The sequence below is a fragment of the Cypionkella sp. genome, assembly GCF_036782355.1.
In the GTDB taxonomy this organism is placed as follows: Bacteria; Pseudomonadota; Alphaproteobacteria; order Rhodobacterales; family Rhodobacteraceae; genus Cypionkella.
Window position 1 is genome coordinate 18460 of the sequence record NZ_DAIPZF010000018.1, and the last position, 17813, is coordinate 36272.

Below are 17813 nucleotides of genomic sequence, written 5' to 3' on the forward strand. Positions count from 1 at the left end.
TTACACAACCGTATAATAAGGCCTGCAATGACCGAACGCCGCTCCTTTCAGCGCGAAACCGAGGATCGCCGCCGCGATGATCTGATCGCGGCTGCGCTGGATCTGCTGGCCGAAGGCGGACCGCAAGCGGCAACGGTGCGGGCGATCTCGGCGCGGGCGGGGGTGACGGCAGGGCTGATCCGATATTACTTTGACAGCAAAGACGCGCTGACGCGGGCCGCATATGGCGTGTTCATGCAAAGGATGACGGCGCAAGCGGCGGCGGCCTTGCAGGGCGCGCCCAACGATCCGGCGATGCGTTTGGCGCGCTTCATTGTGGCCTCGGTCAGCGCGCCGGTGGTCGATGCGCTGGCGGTGGGGCTTTGGGCGGGGTTTCTGCACGAGACCCGCCGCGACCCCGAGATGCGCGCGGTGCATGCGGCAAGCTATCTGGGCTTTCGCGATCAATTGCAGGCGCTGATTGCCGATCTGCCGCAGCGCAGCACGGCGCTGGATGCCCGCCGCGCCGCGATTGCCTGCAACAGCATCATCGACGGCTTGTGGATGGAAGGCTCGCTTTTGCCCGAGGCTTTTGCGGCGGGCGAGGTGATTGAAATTGCACTGATCTCTGCGGGGGCAGTGCTGGGCGTCGACCTGCGGGCGGCGCATGAAACAGATCGGAACATGTGATGAAATATGCGAAAATCACCGAGCGTCTGGCCGATTTGGGCGGGGCGAAATGGGCGGTCCATGCCCGCGCCAAGGCAATGGCAGCGGCCGGAGAGCCGGTTATTCAGCTGACCATCGGCGAGCCGGATGTGCCCACGCCCGCAGCGCTGGTGGCCGAGGCGAAACGCGCGATGGATGCGGGGCGTTTGGGCTATTCCAACGGGCGCGGCGAGGCAGGTCTGCTCGAGGCTTTGGCCGCGCGCTATTCGGCACGGTCGGGGCGAGTGATTGCGCCCGATCAGATCACCGCCTTTCCGGGCACGCAAACCTCGCTTTACGCGGTGATGATGGCGCTGGTTGGCGAGGGCGACGAGGTGCTGCTGGGCGATCCGATGTATGCCACCTATGAGGGCATTATCGCGGCCACCGGGGCCAAAGTGGTGCCGGTGCCGCTGCGGGCCGAACATGGCTTTCGCATGCAGGCGGCAGATGTGGCGGCGCGGATCACCCCACGCTCGCGGCTGATTTTTCTGAACACGCCGCACAATCCAACCGGCGCGATTTTGCGCGACGCGGATATTGCAGCACTGGGGGCGGTGGCCAAGGCGCATGATCTGTGGCTGCTAAGTGACGAGGTCTATGAGGAAATGATCTTTGAAGGTGCTGCTTTTGCCTCGCCGCTGTCGCACGGCGATCTGGCCGAACGGGTGGTGGTTGCGGCCTCGATCTCGAAATCGCATGCGGCACCGGGGTTTCGCTCGGGCTGGTGCGTGGGGCCGCAGGAATTTGCCGACAGGTTGCTGCCGGTGGCCGAAACGATGCTCTTTGGCAATCAGCCCTTTATTGCCGATATGACCGCGCTTGCGGTCAGCGCGCCATCTGAAGTGGCGCGCGGCATGGCGCAGCGCTTTGGCAGGCGTGCGGGCATGATTTCGCAGCTTTTGGACGGTGTCGCGGGGCTGCGGGTGCAGCGCCCCGAGGCAGGAATGTTCACCGTGGTCGATATTCGCGCCACAGGCCTGAGTGGCGAGGCCTTTGCCGAGGCCCTGCTGAGCGAACAAAAGGTCGCCGTCATGCCGGGCGAAAGTTTTGGCGCGGGGCTGGCGGGCTGGATCAGGATCAGCCTGACGCTAGACGATGCGCTGATCAGCGAGGCCTGCGCGCGTATCCTGCGCTTTGTCGCCAGCCGGAGGGTCGCCGCATGAAAACCGTGGGCGAGCGTTTGATCGAAGGTCTGGCCGCGCGCGGCGTCGAGGTGGTTTTCGGCATTCCCGGCGTGCATACGGTCGAACTTTATCGCGGTCTGTCGGGCAGTTCGCTGCGCCATGTCACCGCACGCCACGAGCAGGGCTGCGGTTTTATGGCTGACGGCTATGCGCGGGTCTCGGGCAAGGTCGGGGTGGCCTTTGTCATCACCGGACCGGGGCTGTTGAACACGCTGACCGCAATGGCGCAGGCCAAGGCGGATTCGGTGCCGATCTTGGTGATCTCGGGGGTGAACCGGCGCGCCAGTTTGGGCAAGGGCCTAGGGCTGCTGCACGAGCTGCCGGATCAGGCGGCGATGATCCGCCCACTTTGCCCAACGCGCAGCCTTATGACCGCGCAGGATCTGCCCGAGGTGCTGGATTGGGCCTTTGCCAGCCTTGCCACCGGGCGGCCCGGCCCGGTGCATATCGAAGTGCCGACCGATGTGATGCCGCTGCCCTGCCCCGCGCTGCCCGCACCGCAAACACCGGCGCGCGCCGCGCTGCCCGATCTGACAGCCGCCGCCTTGGCGCTGAACGGCGCGCGCGATGTGGTTATTCTGGCCGGCGGCGGCGCGCGCGGCCACGGGGCAGCGCTGCAAGCCTTGGCCGAAAAGCTGGACGCGCCGGTGGTGCAGACCGTCAATGCGCGCGGGATCATGCACGGGCATGACCTGACGGTGCCGGCCTCGCCCAGCCTAGAGGCCGTGCGCGCGCTGGTGCGCAGCGCGGGGCAAATCTTGGCGATTGGCACCGAACTGGGGCCGACCGATTATGATATGTATGTCAACGGCGGCTGGCCCGATGTCTCGGCGATGATCCGCGTCGATATCTGTGCTGCACAGCTGGCACGCCAGCCAGCTGGCCAGCGCTTGGAGGGCGATGCGGGGGCGGTGATGGCGGCGCTGCTGGACATGGTTGCGCCTAAGCCATCGCAGGGCGCTCTGCGCGCCGCCACAGCACGCAAGGCGGCAAGGGCCGAGCTTGCAGATCTGGACCCACAGATGCCAGCGCGGTTGCAGATGGTCGAAGCGATCCGCAACGCATTGCCGCAGGCGCTGATCGTGGGCGACAGCACGCAGCCAGTCTATGCCGCCAATCTTTACTATGACCACGACCGCGCGGGCGGCTATTTCAATGCCGCCACCGGCTTTGGCGCTTTGGGCTTTGGCACCGGAGCCGCGGTTGGGGCTGCACTGGCGGCCCCCGATGCTCAGGTGGTCTGCCTGATCGGCGATGGCGGTTTGCAGTTTTCCTCGGGCGAATTGCGCACGGCTGTTGACGAAGGCTTGGCGATTACCTTTCTGGTCTGGAACAACGCGGCCTTTGCCGAAATCGCCGATGCGATGCGCGGGGCTGCGACCGAGGTGATCGGCTGCACCCCCTCGCCCTTGCAGATGGAGGCCTTCGCCAAGGCCTGCGATCTGCCCTTCACCGCGCTGCCGCCCGACCCCGAGGCGCTGACCCGGGCACTGGCGCAGCCACAATCGGGGCCGCGGATGATCGAAATTCGGGTGCCACGCTAGACCCTTTCTTTTGATCAAATTCTGCGGCATAAGCAGGGGAAGAATGCGGGGGTCATGATGTCTGATGCAGTTATCGCCGGAGTGCGCGCCGACCGTTTGGCGGGCCTGCATCTGCGCGAATCCAACCGCTTTGCGCAAACGCGCCCCAAGGCCAAGGCGGCTTTGGTTGCGGGGGCGGATGCGTTTTTAGACGGCGTGCCGCTGCATTGGATGCGCGATTGGTCGATGCCGCATCTGCCACTGATCGCCAAGGCCAAGGGCGCGCGGATCACCGATATTGACGGCTATCAGATCGACGATTTCTGTCTGGGCGACACCGGCTCGATGTTTGGCCATGCGCCGCCTGCGGTGGCCAAGGCCATTCGCGCCCAAGCCGGACGCGGGCTGACCTATATGCTGCCAAGCCCTGCCACGCTGGAGGCAGGCGCGCTGTTGAACGCGCGCTTTGGGGCGATGCGCTGGCAGATTGCCACCACGGCCACCGATGCCAACCGCTTTGCCATTCGGGTGGCCCGCGCGGTGACGGGGCGGCCCAAGATCTTGGTGTTCAACGGCTGCTATCACGGCACGGTGGACGATGTGATGGTCGAGCTGGCGGGCGGGCAAACCTGCAACCGTCAGGGGCTTTTGGGCCAAGTGGCCGATCTGACGCTGGGCGCGGTTTGTGTCGAATTCAACGATCTGGCGGCGGTCGAGGCCGCCTTGGCCAAGGGCGATGTGGCCGCCGTGCTGACCGAACCTGTGATGACAAACTCTTGCATGGTGCTGCCCGATGCGGGCTTTCACGCGGGGTTGCGGGCGCTGACCCGCGCATCCGGCGCGCTTTTGATGATAGACGAGACCCATACGATTTCCAGCGGCCTGGGCGGCTATACCCGCGTGCATGGGCTGGAGCCTGACATCTTTGTTGTCGGCAAATGCGTGGCAGGCGGCATGCCCACCGCCGTGTGGGGGCTGACCGAGGATCTGGCCGCGCGCTACAGCCTTGCCAATGCTGCCCGCGCGGCGGGGCATTCGGGCATGGGCACCACGCTTTCGGCCAATCCGATGCAATGCGCCTGCCTTGTCGCCACCTTGGACAAGGTGATGACGCAGGCCAATTATAGCCATATGGAGGCGCTTGCCGAACGGCTTGCCACGGGGCTTTCGCGGGTGATTGGCGCGCATGCAGCGCCTTGGCATGTGGTGCGGGTTGGCGCGCGGGTTGAATTTATCTGCGCCCCCGGCCCGCTGCACAATGGCACCGAGGCCGCAGCCGCTCATCAGCCGCAGCTGGAATCTGCGCTGCATCTGGCGCTGCTGAACCGCGGCAGCCTGATCGCACCGTTTCACAATATGATGCTGATCAGCCCCGCCACCAAAAAGCGGCAGGTTGATCGCCTGATCCAAGCCTTTGACGAAATCCTGACAGAATTATTCCGAGCATAGCATGACCCACTCCCCCTCTGGTTCCACCCTTGCCGAGGCCGAAGCCTTTTTGGCCGCCCACCCGCAGATCGAGGCCTTTGACATCGTGCTGCATGATGCCAATGGCATCGGGCGCGGCAAGATCATTCGGCGCCACGAGCTGCTGGGCATGTATAAGGGCGGGCGGCATCTGCCGATTTCGATCCTTGGCTTGGATATCTGCGGCGAAGATGTGCATGAAACCGGGCTGATCTGGGATGAGGGCGACGGCGACCGCCGGGCTTGGCCGATTCCGGGGACGTTGCGGGCGATCTATGGCTCGACACCGGCGCGCGGCGAGGTGTTGATGTCGGTCTATACGCTTGACGGCGCGCCGATGGCCGAAGACCCGCGCCACGCGCTGGCAGCGCAAGTGCAGGCCCTGGCCGCCGAGGGGCTGCATCCGGCAGGGGCCTTCGAGCTGGAGTTCTTCTTGCTGGAAAACGAGCGCGGCGCAGATGGCAAGATGGTGCCTGCGCGCGATGTCTTGGACGGGCGGCGCAATTCTAAAACCGATGTCTATTCGGTCGATCAGCTGCACGGCATGTTGCCGCTGTTCAACGATATTTATGCCGATGCCAAGCTGGCCGGGATCAAGGCCGAGACGCTTATTTCAGAATTCGCCCCCGGCCAATACGAGCTGACGCTGCATTACCGCGAAGATGTCATGCAGGCGGCAGACGATCTGCTGCGGCTAAAGCGCATCGTGCGCAGCCATGCGCGGCTGCATGGGGTGACCGCCTGCTTTATGGCGAAACCGAACGAAGATTACGCAGGCTCGGGGATGCATTTCCACGTCTCGATGCTGGATCAGGCTGGGGTCAATGTCTTTGTTGAAGCCAATGAGGGGCAGTATAACCCGACGATCCTGCATGCGATTGGCGGTCTGCGCGCCACCATGGCGGAATCGATGCTGATTTTCGCACCGCATGCCAATTCCTGGCGCCGCTTTGCCAGCAATTCCTATGCGCCGGTCAGCCCGACCTGGGGGGTGAACAACCGCTCGGTCGCCTTGCGGATTCCGGCAGGCGATATCCGCGCGCGCCGGATCGAACATCGGCCAGCGGGGGTGGATGCCAACCCCTATCTGGTGGCCGCAACCGTGCTTGCAGGCATTCGCCACGGCTTAAAGCATCAGATCGACCCCGGCCCCGAAACCACTGGAAACGGCTATGACGCCGGCCAAGACGCGCCTGCGATCCCGGTCGATTGGCGCTCGGCAATCGAGGCTGCAAAGGCCAGCGATTTCCTAAAGCAGGCCTTGGGCGAGGCGATGCACCGCACCTTTACCGCGATCAAAGCCGCCGAATATGCGCGGGTGATGCGGCGGGTTTCAGAGGTGGATTTCGACCTTTACCTGCACACGGTCTAGCGCTGATAGCGGCAGGCCGTGGCGCAGACAGGGCGACCTGCCTGCAAGGCCGCGGCCACCACCGCCACCGCCCGCGGGTCAAGCCCTATGGGCGGCAGGATGCGGCCCGCAAAGCCCGCCTGCGCCAAAGCCGCCGGAATATCTTGGGTGACATGCCCGCCTGCGGCCGCAAAAAACGGCAGGCAGATCTGACCAAACCCCGTCAGGCTGGCAAGCTGCGGGTCTTGGTCGATAAAGCCTGCGCGCACCTCGGCCCCGGTCTCGGCGCTGATCTTTTCGGCCAAAGCATAGGCGATATCCGAAGGCACACTGCTTTTGAACGAGCCATGCGCCGCCAAAATCACCTGATGCGCCCCGGTCTCGCGCACCAAAGTCACCGCCAGATCGGCAAGCGCTGGGTCGCAACCAAAGGGCTCCAGCACCTGCCAACCCAGCGCCCCGGCCTCGCGCAGCTTGGCAGGCAGATGCACGCGAGTGAACCAGCCGCCCGCCATGAACATCGGAAACAGCCGCCCCCCCGCGCCCAAGGCGGCCACGGCCTTGGCCAAGCCGCCCTCTTCGGCCAAAGTCACCGAGGCGATCTGCCGATCCGGGCAAAGCGCTGCAACCTGAGCTGCAAAGCGCGCAAGCTCGGCTGCCGCAGCGGCTGGCGCTGCGGGCTGGCCATGGGCGACGATCAGAACGGGGGGCAAGACGATTTCTGGCATCACAGGCTCCTTTTGCGCCGACCCTAGGGATTTGGCGCAAAGGTGCAAGGGCTGCGCTGACCGCTTGACAAGGCCCTGCGCGCAAGGCCCTGTGGCTGCACAGAGTTTGGGGCAGATATGACCGACGCGACGCTTGGATCTTTGCTTGGCTCGGCACCGCCGCAGATGGCGCAAGCCGATCTGGCAGCACTGGTGGCGCAGCACTACGGCCTGCGCGGCCCGCTGCGCGCCCTGACCTCCGAGCGGGATTTGAACCTGCATCTGGCCACGCCCGAACAGGGCTATGTGATCAAGCTTGCCAACCCCGCCGAACCTGCCGAGGTGACCGATTTTCAAACCCGCGCCCTGCTGCATCTGCAAGCCGCAGGCCTGCCGGTGCCGCGGCTGATCCGCAGCCTTGACGGCCAGACCCAAGTGCCCACCCCGCAAGGGATTTTGCGGGTACTGACCTATCTGGAGGGCACACCGCAGCACCTGACCCCGCGCTCGGATGCGCAGGCTGCCGATCTGGCGCGGATGGCGGCACGGCTGGCGCTGGGCTTGCAGGGGTTTTCGCATCCGGCAGCGGATTATGTGCTGCAATGGGATCTGAAACAGGCCGCCGCCTTGCAGCCCCTGTTGCCCGCGATTGCCGACCCTGCGCTGCGCGATTTGGCGGCCGCCACGCTTGCGCGCTACCACTCCGATATCGCCCCCGCCCTGCCCGATTTGCGCTGGCAGGTGGTGCATAACGATCTGAACCCGCATAACGTGCTTTGCGCCCCCGATGCGCCCGACCGCATCGCCGGAGTGCTGGATTTTGGCGATATGGTGCGCACGCCGCTGATCTGCGATGTGGCGATTGCGGCGGCCTATCAGCTGGACCCGCGCGCGCCATTGCACAGCCTCACCACCTTTGCCCGCGCCTATCACGCCGTGCTGCCGCTGACCGCGACCGAGCGCGCCTTGCTGCCCGATCTGGCGGCGACGCGGATGCTGACCACCATCGCCATCACCTCGGCGCGTGCGGCGCGCTATCCTGAAAATGCAGCCTATATCCTGCGCAATTTCGCCGCCGCCCGCGCCGGGCTGATCGCCTTGGCGGGGCTAGATCGCAGCAGCGTTTTAAAAGAACTGGAGCAGCTATGACCAATACCGGCCAAATGGTGAACGCCTATGTGGCAGGGCGCGGCAATCTTTCGGCCGAGGATCAAGCGCTGGTGGCGCGGCGCGTGCGCGCCTTGGGTCCGGCCTATCGGCTGTTTTACGAAACGCCGGTGCATCTGGTGCGCGGCGAAGGCGTTTGGCTTTATGACAAAGACGGCAAGGCCTATCTGGATACCTATAACAACGTGGCCTCAGTGGGGCATTGCCACCCGCATGTGGTGGCCGCAACCGCGCGGCAGGCGGCGGTTTTTGCCAGCCACACCCGCTATTTGCACGACACCGTGCTGGATTACGCCGAGGCTTTGCTGGCGCATTTCCCCAGCGATCTTAGCCATCTGATGATGACCTGCACCGGATCCGAGGCCAATGATCTGGCCTACCGCATCGCCTGCGCCCATACCGGCGGCACAGGGTTTATCGTCACCGACAACGCCTATCACGGCGTCACCCATACCATCGCCGGCATGTCGCCAAGCCTTGGCACTGGCGTTCCATTAGGCGAACACGTGCGGCTGGTGCCTGCGCCCAAAGGCACGGGCGATGTGGGCGCCGATTTTGCCGCAGGCGTGCAAGCGGCGATTGACGATCTGCTGCGCCACGGCATCAAACCTGCGGCGCTGATCGTGGATACGGTGTTTTCCTCGGATGGGGTCTTCGTTGACCCCGCAGGGTTCTTGCGCCCCGCAGCCGAGGCCATTCGCGCGGCAGGTGGGCTGTTTATTGCCGATGAGGTGCAGCCCGGCTTTGGTCGCACAGGCGAGGCGATGTGGGGGTTTCAGCGCCACGGCCTGATCCCCGATATGGTCAGTCTGGGCAAGCCGATGGGCAATGGCTATCCGGTGGCCGGACTGGTGATCAGGCCAGAGGTGCTTGCGGCCTTTGGCTCAAAGGCGCGGTATTTCAACACCTTTGGCGGCAATGCGGTGGCTGCGGCCACGGCGATGGCGGTGCTAGAGGTGGTGCAAAACGAACATCTGCAAGACAACGCCCGCGTGGTGGGGGCGGCCTTTGCCGAAGGCCTGCGCGGGCTTGCCAGCCGCTTTGATTGCTTGGGGCAATTGCGCGCGGTGGGGCTGTTCTTGGGCCAAGACATCATCCGTGACGGCGCGCCCGATGCCGCCCTGACGGGGCGGATCGTCAACGGCCTGCGCGAGGCGCGGGTGCTGATCTCGGCCACCGGACCGCAGGCGCATGTGCTGAAAATCCGCCCGCCTCTGGTGTTCTCGATGGAGAATGTCGATACCTTCCTGACCGCGTTTGAAGGCGTGTTGCGCAAACTTTAACCCAGATCGACCCAAAGCGGAAAATGATCAGATGCGATCTGCGCAGGCTCCGTCCAGACAGCGCGCAGTGCTGGCGCAAGGTCGGCCGTTACAAAGCAATGATCCAATTGGCGCAGGCGGTCTTGCCCAGCGATGTCTTTGCGGTGGCTGTGCAGGCTTTGGCCCAAATGCGCGGTGGCATCGACAAACCCGCCCGCATAGCGCGCGCCGGGGTGATAGGGGGTGGATCCTGTGATGCGGGCAAGCTCGGCACTGCCCGGCTCGCAGTTAAAATCGCCCAGCCAGATCGCCGCTTGCGGGCAGGCAGGCTCGGGCTGGCCTTCGGTCCAGTTGCGGCTTGGCTCGTCGTCGATACCGCTCCACGGGCCGCCGGTGGCCGTGGCGTTGTGGTGCAAGGCCAGCAAATGCTCAATCTGCATCAGCCGCTCCTGCACGCCAACATGCGCCAGATGGATCGAAAACACCCGCAGCGGCCCAAGCGGCGTGTCGATCATCGCCTCGAGCGCGGGGTTTTGCGTGTTCAGCGGCGACAGCATCCGCCGCATTGGCAACAGATGCAGCCGCGTCCACAGGATCGGCCAGCGCGACAGGATCATGGTGCCAAACTGCCGCCGCCGATTGACCACCCGCCCCTCTTGCAAGGTCGAGGCATCCATATCAAAGGCCGGACCATAGGCTGTGTAAAAGCTGGGGGCCATCGCCTCGATCAGCGCGGGTTGATCATCAAAGCCGCTGCGCGACCAATGCCGTTCCACCTCTTGCAGGGCAATGATATCGGCACCGTCAAACAGCCGCACAGCGCGCGACAGATCATAGATCCCGTCGCTGCCAAAGCCGTATTGGATGTTGTAACTTAGCAGTCTCATCGCGCGACATTCCCTTGCGGCAGCGGCGAAATCAAGCCTGACATTTTTAACACAAAGCAAAACCGCCCTGCTAGTCTGCCCGCAGGAGGAGACCAAATGACCATTTTCACCAGCCCTTTGCCGGATGTTGCCATCCGCGATGTCACCATCACCCAAGCCCTGTTTGCCGCTTTGGAAAAAGCGCCCGCGCGGGTGGTTTTGATCGACGGACCAACGGGCAAGGCCTGGACTGGCGCAGAGGTAATCGCAGGCGTCAAGGCGCTTGCAGGCGGGCTGAGTGCGCGCGGTTTTGGCGCTGGGCATCGGGTGGCGCTGATGTCGCCCAACAGCCCCGAATTTGCGGTGATCTTTCACGCCGTGGGCTGGGCGGGGGGCACGCTGACCACCCTGAACCCCACCTATACCGCCGCCGAAGTGCGCCATCAGCTGACCGATTCCGGTGCCGAGGTTTTGTTCACCATCGCCGCCTTTGAGGCCACCGCACGCGACGGCATGGCAGGCACAAACTGCCGCGAGCTGGTGATCATCGAAGCGATGCAGGCCTGGCACGGCCCCGCCCTGCCCGCGCAAGTGCCGGTCGATCTGGACGCGCATGTGTTTGTGCTGCCCTATTCCTCGGGCACCACGGGCCTGCCCAAGGGCGTGATGCTAAGCCACCGCAATCTGGTGGTGAATGTCGACCAAGGCCTTGCCGTGATTAAGATTTTGCCGGACGAGACCTTGGTGGCCTTCCTGCCGTTCTTTCATATTTACGGCATGAATGTGATGCTGAACACGCATCTGATCGCGGGCGCGCGGCTGATCTGCATGCCGCGTTTTGATCTGCCAGCGTTTTTGGGCTTTGTGCAGGACCACCGCGTCCGCATGGTGATGGCGGTGCCGCCTGTGGCCAATGCTTTGGCCAAACACCCGCTGGTCGACAGCTATGATATCTCAAGCCTTAAGGTCTTTGTCTCGGCCGCAGCGCCCTTGGGGGCCGAATTAAGCAATGCCTGCGGCGCGCGCACTGGGGCGATGACGATGCAGGGCTACGGGATGACCGAACTTAGCCCGATCTCGCATTTCTCGAATGAAGAGCGGGCGGTGGCCGGGGCGGTTGGCTTTACCGTGCCCAATACGTTTTGCAAAATCGTCGATGCGGGCGGCCAAGCGCTTGGCGTCGATGCCGAGGGCGAGCTGTGCATCAAGGGCCCGCAGGTGATGATGGGCTATCTGAACAACCCCGAAGCCACCGCGCGCACGATTGATGCCGAAGGCTGGCTGCACACCGGCGATATTGCCTGCTTTGACGCCAGCGGCCAGCTGTTTATCCGCGACCGGCTGAAAGAACTGATCAAGGTCAAGGGCTTTCAAGTCGCCCCTGCCGAGGTTGAGGCCGTGCTGCAAACCTATCCCGGCGTGTTGGATGCCGCCGTGATCGGCGTGGCAGATGATGAGGCAGGCGAAGTGCCAATGGCCTTTGTGGTGCTGGCCGCAGGGGTTGATCTGGGCGGAGTGGCGGCGCATTTGGCGGCTGAACTGTCGCCCTACAAGCAGCCAAAACATATCGAAGTGATTGATGCTATTCCGAAATCTGCCTCGGGGAAAATCCTGCGGCGGCTTTTGAAAGACGGTTTGGCCGCAAAATAAAGGACGACAACAATGATCACGGTTCGGGCCGTCAGGGCAGAGGATCGCGCCGCTTGGGATCTGCTTTATGCAGGCTATGCGGCGTTTTATAAGGTCGAGCAAACCCCGGCAATGCGCGATACGGTTTGGGGCTGGCTGCTGGACGCGGGCCACAGCAGCGAAGCTTTGGTCGCCGATCTGGACGGCGTTCTGGTAGGGCTTGCGCATTTCCGCGCCTTTGCGCGCCCGCTTTCGGCCAGCACCGGCGGGTTTTTGGACGATCTGTTTGTGGGGCCGGATGCGCGCGGCAGCGGTGCGGCCGAGGCGCTGATTGCAGCCCTAAAAGATCTGGGCCATGCGCGAGGCTGGACGGTGATCCGCTGGATCACGGCCGAAGACAACTACCGCGCGCGGGGGCTTTATGACCGCGTCGCCGATAAAACCAAATGGGCGACCTATGACATCAAACTTTAACCGCATCGACGCCGTCGCCGCTGATGCGCCAGAACTGGCAGGCTATGGCACCCATGCCGTCGGCGTGCGAACCGAGACGCTGGCCTATCGCGGGTTGGTGATCGAGCTGTGGTATCCAGCGGAATGTGACAGCGCGTTAACCAAAACGCCGAGGATTTATGACACGCTGTTAAGGGATGGCGTGACGCCCATTCGGCTAAAGGGGCGCGCAATCCGCGATGCTGTGGCGCTTGCGGGCGATTTTCCGCTGGTGATCTTGTCGCATGGCTATCCGGGCAACCGGCTCTTGATGGCGCATTTGGGAGAAACCTTGGCCAGCCGCGGCTACCGTGTTGCCAGCCTTGACCACAGCCTAAGCACCTATGCCGATAAGGGCGATTTTCTGCAGACGCTGATCCACAGACCCTTGGACACCCGCCATGCAGCCGACCATCTTGACGCGCAAGCCTATGCGATTATTGGCTATTCCATGGGCGGCTATGGCGCGCTGGTCTCGGGCGGGGCGGCGGTCTCGGAGGCCGCTGTGGCCGAATATGGCGCGGCTTTGGCGCAGCACATGCCCCCCGATGTTGACCCCCGCCTGCGCGCCATTGTGCCGATTGGCCCTTGGGGTCGGCATCGCGGCATCTGGGACGCGGCGGGGCTTGGCGGTCTGCGCGTGCCCGCGCTGATCATGGCCGGCAGCGCCGATGAGGTCTCGGGCTATGCCAGCGGCATGCGACTGATCTATGACGAGGCCCCCGGGGCGATGCTGCTGACCTTTGAAGGCGCGGGCCATAATGCCGCCGCCCCCTTCCCCGCGCCGCAAGAGGCGTTCACGCCCAGTGCAGCCCTCGATTTCCTGCCCGCAGACCATTACGCCGATGCGGTCTGGGATACGGTGCGGATGAATGGCATTGCCCAGCATTTCGCCACCGCCTTCTTGGGCCTGCATCTGAAACAGATCCCCGAGATGGCGCAGTATTTCAAAGATTTCAAAGGCTTTCCACCCGATGCCGCCAAGGGCTTGCGGCTGGAACAAAAGGCATAAGAAAAGGGCCCCCGCAGGGGCCCTTTGGCTTAGTGATCGGCCTGCGACGCGGCTGCGCGCAGATCGTCTTCATCGGCATTGGCACCGTTAAAGACCATGTTCAGCACAACCGCCGAAATCGTCGTCAACAAAATGCCCGAGTCGATCAGCGGATGGATCGAATGCGGCATCCATTGTTTGAAGTTTGGCGCGATCAGCGGGATCATGCCAAAACCAAGCGCGATTGCGACGATAAACAGGTTGTTGCGGTTAGAGGTGAAATCGACCCGCGACAGAATGCGGATGCCGGTTGCAGCCACCATGCCAAACATCACCAGACCCGCGCCGCCCAAGACGGCTGTCGGGATCGCCTCGGCCAAAGCGCCGACCTTGGGCACCAGACCCATCACGATCAGGATCAAACCGCCCGCCACGCAGACAAAGCGCGATTTGATGCCCGTGACGCCCACCAGCCCGACGTTTTGGCTGAAGGAGGTATAGGGGAAGGTGTTGAAGATGCCGCCAATCAGCGTGCCCAGACCATCGGTGCGCAGACCCGCCGAGAGCATCGGCTGGGTGACTTTGCGCCCCGTCATATCGCCCAGCGCAAGGAACATGCCGGTAGATTCGATCATCACCACGATCATCACCAAAACCATGGTGGCAATCAGGATCGGGTCAAAGATAGGCATGCCAAAGTGGAAAGGCGTGATCATCCCGAACCAGCCTGCATCGGCGACTTTGCCAAAGTGCATCATCCCCATCAGGGCCGCCAGCACGCAGCCAAACACAATGCCCAAAAGCACGGCGATATTGGCGACAAAGCCTTTGGCCACGCGCGAAATCGCGACGATGGCCACCAGCACGATGGCCGAAACCGCGATGCCAGAAAGCGGCGCATAGGCGGGGTTCGCAAGCTTGGGCGCAAGGGCAAGACCCTTTGGCAGCTCTGGAATGGCGGTGCCGCCTGCGGCGGCAAGATCGGCCACGGCTTTCAGCCAATCGGCATGGGCCGGATCAACAACTTGCGGCGAGGTTGGGCCGACGGGGTTGCCAAAGATCCAGTTGATGCCAATGCGCATCAAGGTGACGCCGATCACCAGAATGATCGTGCCGGTCACCACGGGCGGAAAGAAGCGCAGCATCCGGCTGACCAAGGGGGCGATCAGCATGCCGATGACGCCTGCGCCCATGATGGCGCCAAAGATCATCCTTGCGCCGTCAGGGCCGGGATTGGCGCCGGCAATCGCCAGCATTGGCCCGACAGAGGCAAAGGTCACCCCCATCATCACTGGCAGTTTGATGCCAAACCATTGCGTCGCACCAAAGCTTTGGATCAAAGACACCAGCCCGCAGACAAAAAGATCGGCCGAGATCAGAAAGGCCACATCGGCAGGATCAAGTTTCAGCGCGCGGCCAACGATCAGCGGCACTGCGATGGCGCCGGCATACATCACCAGCACATGTTGCAGCCCGAGGGTAAAAAGTTTTGGGGTGGGGAGAATTTCATCCACCGGATGCGTCTTGTCGCTCATGTTTTTCCAATCCCTTTGGGGCTTTTATAATGCCCTCTGCGCGGCCCCTTACGCGCGAGAGCGGGTTGCGAGACGGTCAGGCCTCGATCACGCTCCAGCTTTGCGGGTAGCGGAATTCTTCAAGATTGGCGGAAGCACCGATGCGGTCGACCACGGCGAAAAGGCCAGGGGCCTGCAGCGGTGTCAGCACGCCGTGCCAAGTGCCGCGGTGCAGGTTGATGCCTTGCGCGCCATTGCTCAGAAAGGCGCGCGGTTTGGCCTGCGGGCTGTCGGCGACGATGACCAGAAACGGGTGCTGCGACATCGGCAGGAAGGCTTGCGAGCCTTCGGGGTGACGCTCGATCAGATCAAAGGCGTAGGGCAGCGCGCGCGGCTGGGCCTGAAAGATCGAAATGCCGGCGCGGTTGGCCGCATCCAGTTCGGCGCCAAAATCAAGCCGGGCGCGGTCGTGGTGACGCTGGCAAAGGCCTGCGTTGATCAGGCGAAAATCGCCTGTGGCGTCAAGCACATCGCCGTAGGGGGCGAAGGCTGCGGCGGTGAGGGCTTCGGTTAAAATCTGCATGGCTTGCCTTTGTTGGACGCCTCGGGGGTTTCACACCCCCGAACCCCCGTGGGATATTTTCAGACAGATGAATTAGAGCGCGGGGCGAAAGCCGCCGGGCCCGCGCAGGCTGGCGTGGCGGTTGACGTCTTTGTAGAGCAGATAGCGGAAGGGGCCGGGGCCTGCGGCGTAGCATGCTTGTGGGCAGTAAGCGCGCAGCCACATGAAATCGCCGGCCTCGACCTCGACCCAATCTTGGTTGAGTTTGTAGACGGCCTTGCCTTCGAGCACATAAAGCCCGTGTTCCATGACATGGGTTTCTTCAAAGGGGATCACGCCGCCGGGTTGGAAGGTGACGATATTGACATGGCAGTCGTAGCGGATGTCGGTGGGGTCGACAAAGCGGGTGGTGCCCCAGGCGCCGTTGGTATTGGGCATGGTGTTCAGCGGCATGTCTTTTTCATTGGTGACAAAGGCCGGTGGTGGCGCCACGCCTGCGACGGGTTCGTAAAGCTTGCGGATCCAGTGAAAGCGGGCGGGGCTTGGGCCTTCGGCAAGCAGGGTCCATTTGGCCTGCGGCGGGATGAAGGCGTAGCCGCCTGCATCCAGTTCGTAGCCGATGCCGTCGATGGTCAGGGTTATGAGGCCTTCGGTGACAAAGAGGATATGTTCGGCCCCTGCCTCGGCGCAGGGCGCGTCGGAGCCGCCGCCGGGGGCGACCTCCATCACATATTGGCTGAAGGTTTCGGCAAAGCCGGACATCGGGCGGGCGATCAGCCAGAGCCGGGTTTCGCGCCAATGCGGCAGATAGCTGACCACGATGTCGGAAAAGCAGCCCTTTGGGATCACCGCATAGGCTTCGGTAAACACCGCGCGTCCGGTCATCAGCGCGGTTTGCGGCGGCAGGCCACCGGTGGGGGCGTAATATTGGGTCATGGCAGCAGGGCTTTCAGACGGAGTTCGGCGATACGTTCGACCTGCGCGCAGGCGGTGGCGAATTCGGTTACGGTGTCATGGCCGATGCGGGTTTCAAAGGCGGCAAGGATCGAGGCCTTGTCGTGGTCACGCACCGCGATGATGAAAGGAAAGCCGTGTTTGGCGGTATAGGCGGCGTTCAGGCTTTGGAAGCGGTCACGCTCGGCATCGGTTAGGGCATCGAGGGCGGCGGAGGATTGCTCGGCTGTCGATTCGGCGGTCAGCCGCTTGGCGGCGGCGAGTTTGCCTGCAAGATCAGGGTGCGCTGTCAGCACCGCCAAACGCTCGGCTGGGCTGGCGCTGCGGAACATGCGGGCCAGCGCATTGTGCAGGCCAAGCGCGCTGTCATGTGCGGGGCCAAGTTCAAGGTCAAAGGCGCGCTCGGCGATCCAGGGGGAATGTTCAAAGATGCTGCCAAAGCTGGCAACAAAGCCCGCGCGGTCCATCTGCGAGGGGCGCGCAAACCTTTGGTGTGGATGGGTTTTCGCCCAATGTTCAGCAATCTCGATCCGGCGTGGGAACCACACAGCTTCGTGGCTGCGGGCATAGTCCAGAAACCGCTTGAGCCCTGCGATTTTGCCGGGGCGGCCGATCAGGCGGCAATGCAGCCCGACCGAGAACATCTTGGCTTGGCCCGCCGCACCTTCGGCATAAAGCGTGTCAAAGCTGTCTTTGAGATAGGTGTAGAACTGCTCGCCATCGGTATAACCCGGCGCGGTGGCAAAGCGCATGTCGTTGGCTTCAAGCGTATAGGGGATCACCAGCTGATCGCGCGCGCCAACCTCGCGCCAATAGGGCAGATCGTCGTCATAGGTGTCAGAGATCCAGTCGAACTGGCCGGTTTCTGCCGTCAAATCAACGGTATTGAGCGAGCAGCGCCCGGTATACCAGCCGCGCGGCGGGGTGCCCACCACTTCGGTATGCAGCCGGATCGCCTCGGCGATTTGGGCGCGTTCTTCGGCCTGCGGCATATCGCGGTGATCTACCCATTTCAGCCCATGCGAGGCGATTTCCCAGCCTGCGGATTTCATCGCGGCAACCTGTTCGGGGTTGCGCGCCAAGGCGGTGGCGACCCCGTAGATCGTCACCGGAATGTTCAGCCCGGTAAACAGGCGGTGCAGCCGCCAAAAGCCCGCGCGCGCGCCGTAATCGTAAAGCGATTCCATATTCCAATGGCGCTGATTGGGCCAAGGGGCAGCGCCCGCGATGTCAGACAGAAAGGCCTCGGACTGCCCGTCGCCGTGCAGGATGTTGTTTTCGCCGCCTTCTTCGTAATTCAGCACCAGCGAGATCGCGATTTTTGCGCCATTGGGCCAAGCGGCATCGGGCGGGTTTTGGCCGTGGCCACGGAAATCGCGGGGGTAGCGCTGCATGTGGGGCTCCTGTGTATTCGCGTCAGACTACGCTGAAAACACTGAAACGTTTATCAATAA

General features: G+C 63.2%; 16 protein-coding genes. 10 read left to right on the plus strand and 6 right to left on the minus strand.

From position 1 onward, the window contains the following. Positions 1–27 precede the first annotated feature (27 nt). Genes V7Q10_RS08690 through V7Q10_RS08710 form a run of 5 tightly spaced genes read left to right on the plus strand, consistent with a single transcriptional unit; the run spans position 28 to position 6236 of the window. The gene (locus V7Q10_RS08690) at positions 28–669 is read left to right on the plus strand and encodes a TetR/AcrR family transcriptional regulator (protein WP_333868687.1); all 642 of its coding nucleotides are present in this window, start codon (positions 28–30) and stop codon (positions 667–669) included. Further along, positions 669–1853: a pyridoxal phosphate-dependent aminotransferase gene (locus tag V7Q10_RS08695; RefSeq protein WP_333868688.1), complete on the plus strand. Its 1185-nt coding sequence runs from the start codon at positions 669–671 to the stop codon at positions 1851–1853. Before V7Q10_RS08690 ends, V7Q10_RS08695 begins: the two co-directional genes overlap by 1 nt. Then, on the plus strand, positions 1850–3418 hold the full coding sequence (locus V7Q10_RS08700; protein WP_333868689.1) for a 5-guanidino-2-oxopentanoate decarboxylase: 1569 nt from the start codon (positions 1850–1852) through the stop codon (positions 3416–3418). The genes V7Q10_RS08695 and V7Q10_RS08700 overlap by 4 nt, the downstream gene beginning before the upstream one ends. 57 nt (positions 3419–3475) lie before the next feature. Beyond that, positions 3476–4846, plus strand: a complete 1371-nt coding sequence (locus V7Q10_RS08705; protein WP_442885846.1) for an aspartate aminotransferase family protein — start codon at positions 3476–3478, stop codon at positions 4844–4846. A gap of 1 nt (position 4847) precedes the next feature. Further along, the gene (locus tag V7Q10_RS08710) at positions 4848–6236 is read left to right on the plus strand and encodes a glutamine synthetase family protein (protein ID WP_333868691.1); all 1389 of its coding nucleotides are present in this window, start codon (positions 4848–4850) and stop codon (positions 6234–6236) included. Here the strand turns inward: V7Q10_RS08710 and V7Q10_RS08715 are convergent. Then, on the minus strand, positions 6233–6943 hold the full coding sequence (locus tag V7Q10_RS08715) for a CbiX/SirB N-terminal domain-containing protein (protein WP_333868692.1): 711 nt from the start codon (positions 6941–6943) through the stop codon (positions 6233–6235). The genes V7Q10_RS08710 and V7Q10_RS08715 overlap by 4 nt on opposite strands. A gap of 117 nt (positions 6944–7060) precedes the next feature. Here V7Q10_RS08715 and V7Q10_RS08720 point away from each other — a divergent pair, with 117 nt between their 5' ends. Both V7Q10_RS08720 and V7Q10_RS08725 read left to right on the plus strand, forming a co-directional pair. Next, positions 7061–8071 (plus strand): phosphotransferase, encoded by a 1011-nt coding sequence (locus tag V7Q10_RS08720; RefSeq protein ID WP_333868693.1) that lies wholly within the window; start codon positions 7061–7063, stop codon positions 8069–8071. Next, a complete protein-coding gene (locus V7Q10_RS08725; protein WP_442885848.1) occupies positions 8068–9372 on the plus strand; it encodes an aspartate aminotransferase family protein in 1305 nt (434 codons plus the stop codon). Before V7Q10_RS08720 ends, V7Q10_RS08725 begins: the two co-directional genes overlap by 4 nt. On the opposite strand, the gene V7Q10_RS08730 is transcribed toward V7Q10_RS08725, so the two are convergent. Further along, complete coding sequence (locus V7Q10_RS08730) at positions 9369–10238, minus strand: endonuclease/exonuclease/phosphatase family protein (RefSeq protein ID WP_333868694.1); 870 nt, start codon at positions 10236–10238, stop codon at positions 9369–9371. The two genes, V7Q10_RS08725 and V7Q10_RS08730, sit on opposite strands and share 4 nt — an antisense overlap. Positions 10239–10334: 96 nt before the next feature. On the opposite strand from V7Q10_RS08730, the gene V7Q10_RS08735 reads away from it, so the two are divergent. The 3 genes from V7Q10_RS08735 to V7Q10_RS08745 are packed head-to-tail and all read left to right on the plus strand — an operon-like array spanning position 10335 to position 13350. Beyond that, the gene (locus tag V7Q10_RS08735) at positions 10335–11867 is read left to right on the plus strand and encodes an AMP-binding protein (protein WP_333868695.1); all 1533 of its coding nucleotides are present in this window, start codon (positions 10335–10337) and stop codon (positions 11865–11867) included. Between the two features lie 12 nt (positions 11868–11879). Then, positions 11880–12320, plus strand: coding sequence for a GNAT family N-acetyltransferase (locus V7Q10_RS08740; RefSeq protein ID WP_333868696.1), 441 nt, complete (start codon positions 11880–11882; stop codon positions 12318–12320). Then, positions 12304–13350 (plus strand): alpha/beta hydrolase family protein, encoded by a 1047-nt coding sequence (locus tag V7Q10_RS08745; protein WP_333868697.1) that lies wholly within the window; start codon positions 12304–12306, stop codon positions 13348–13350. The genes V7Q10_RS08740 and V7Q10_RS08745 overlap by 17 nt, the downstream gene beginning before the upstream one ends. A 29-nt stretch (positions 13351–13379) precedes the next feature. Here V7Q10_RS08745 and V7Q10_RS08750 read toward each other — a convergent pair whose 3' ends face one another. The 4 genes from V7Q10_RS08750 to puuE form a co-directional block, all read right to left on the minus strand. Continuing rightward, entirely contained in the window at positions 13380–14864 is a 1485-nt protein-coding gene (locus V7Q10_RS08750; protein WP_333868698.1) for a nucleobase:cation symporter-2 family protein, read from the minus strand. A 76-nt stretch (positions 14865–14940) separates the two neighbouring features. After that, the gene (locus V7Q10_RS08755) at positions 14941–15426 is read right to left on the minus strand and encodes an ureidoglycolate lyase (RefSeq protein ID WP_333868699.1); all 486 of its coding nucleotides are present in this window, start codon (positions 15424–15426) and stop codon (positions 14941–14943) included. A gap of 72 nt (positions 15427–15498) precedes the next feature. After that, entirely contained in the window at positions 15499–16341 is an 843-nt protein-coding gene (locus tag V7Q10_RS08760; protein ID WP_333868700.1) for a bifunctional allantoicase/(S)-ureidoglycine aminohydrolase, read from the minus strand. Then, a complete protein-coding gene (gene puuE, locus V7Q10_RS08765; RefSeq protein ID WP_333868701.1) occupies positions 16338–17753 on the minus strand; it encodes an allantoinase PuuE in 1416 nt (471 codons plus the stop codon). The genes V7Q10_RS08760 and puuE overlap by 4 nt, the downstream gene beginning before the upstream one ends. Positions 17754–17813: the final 60 nt, after the last annotated feature.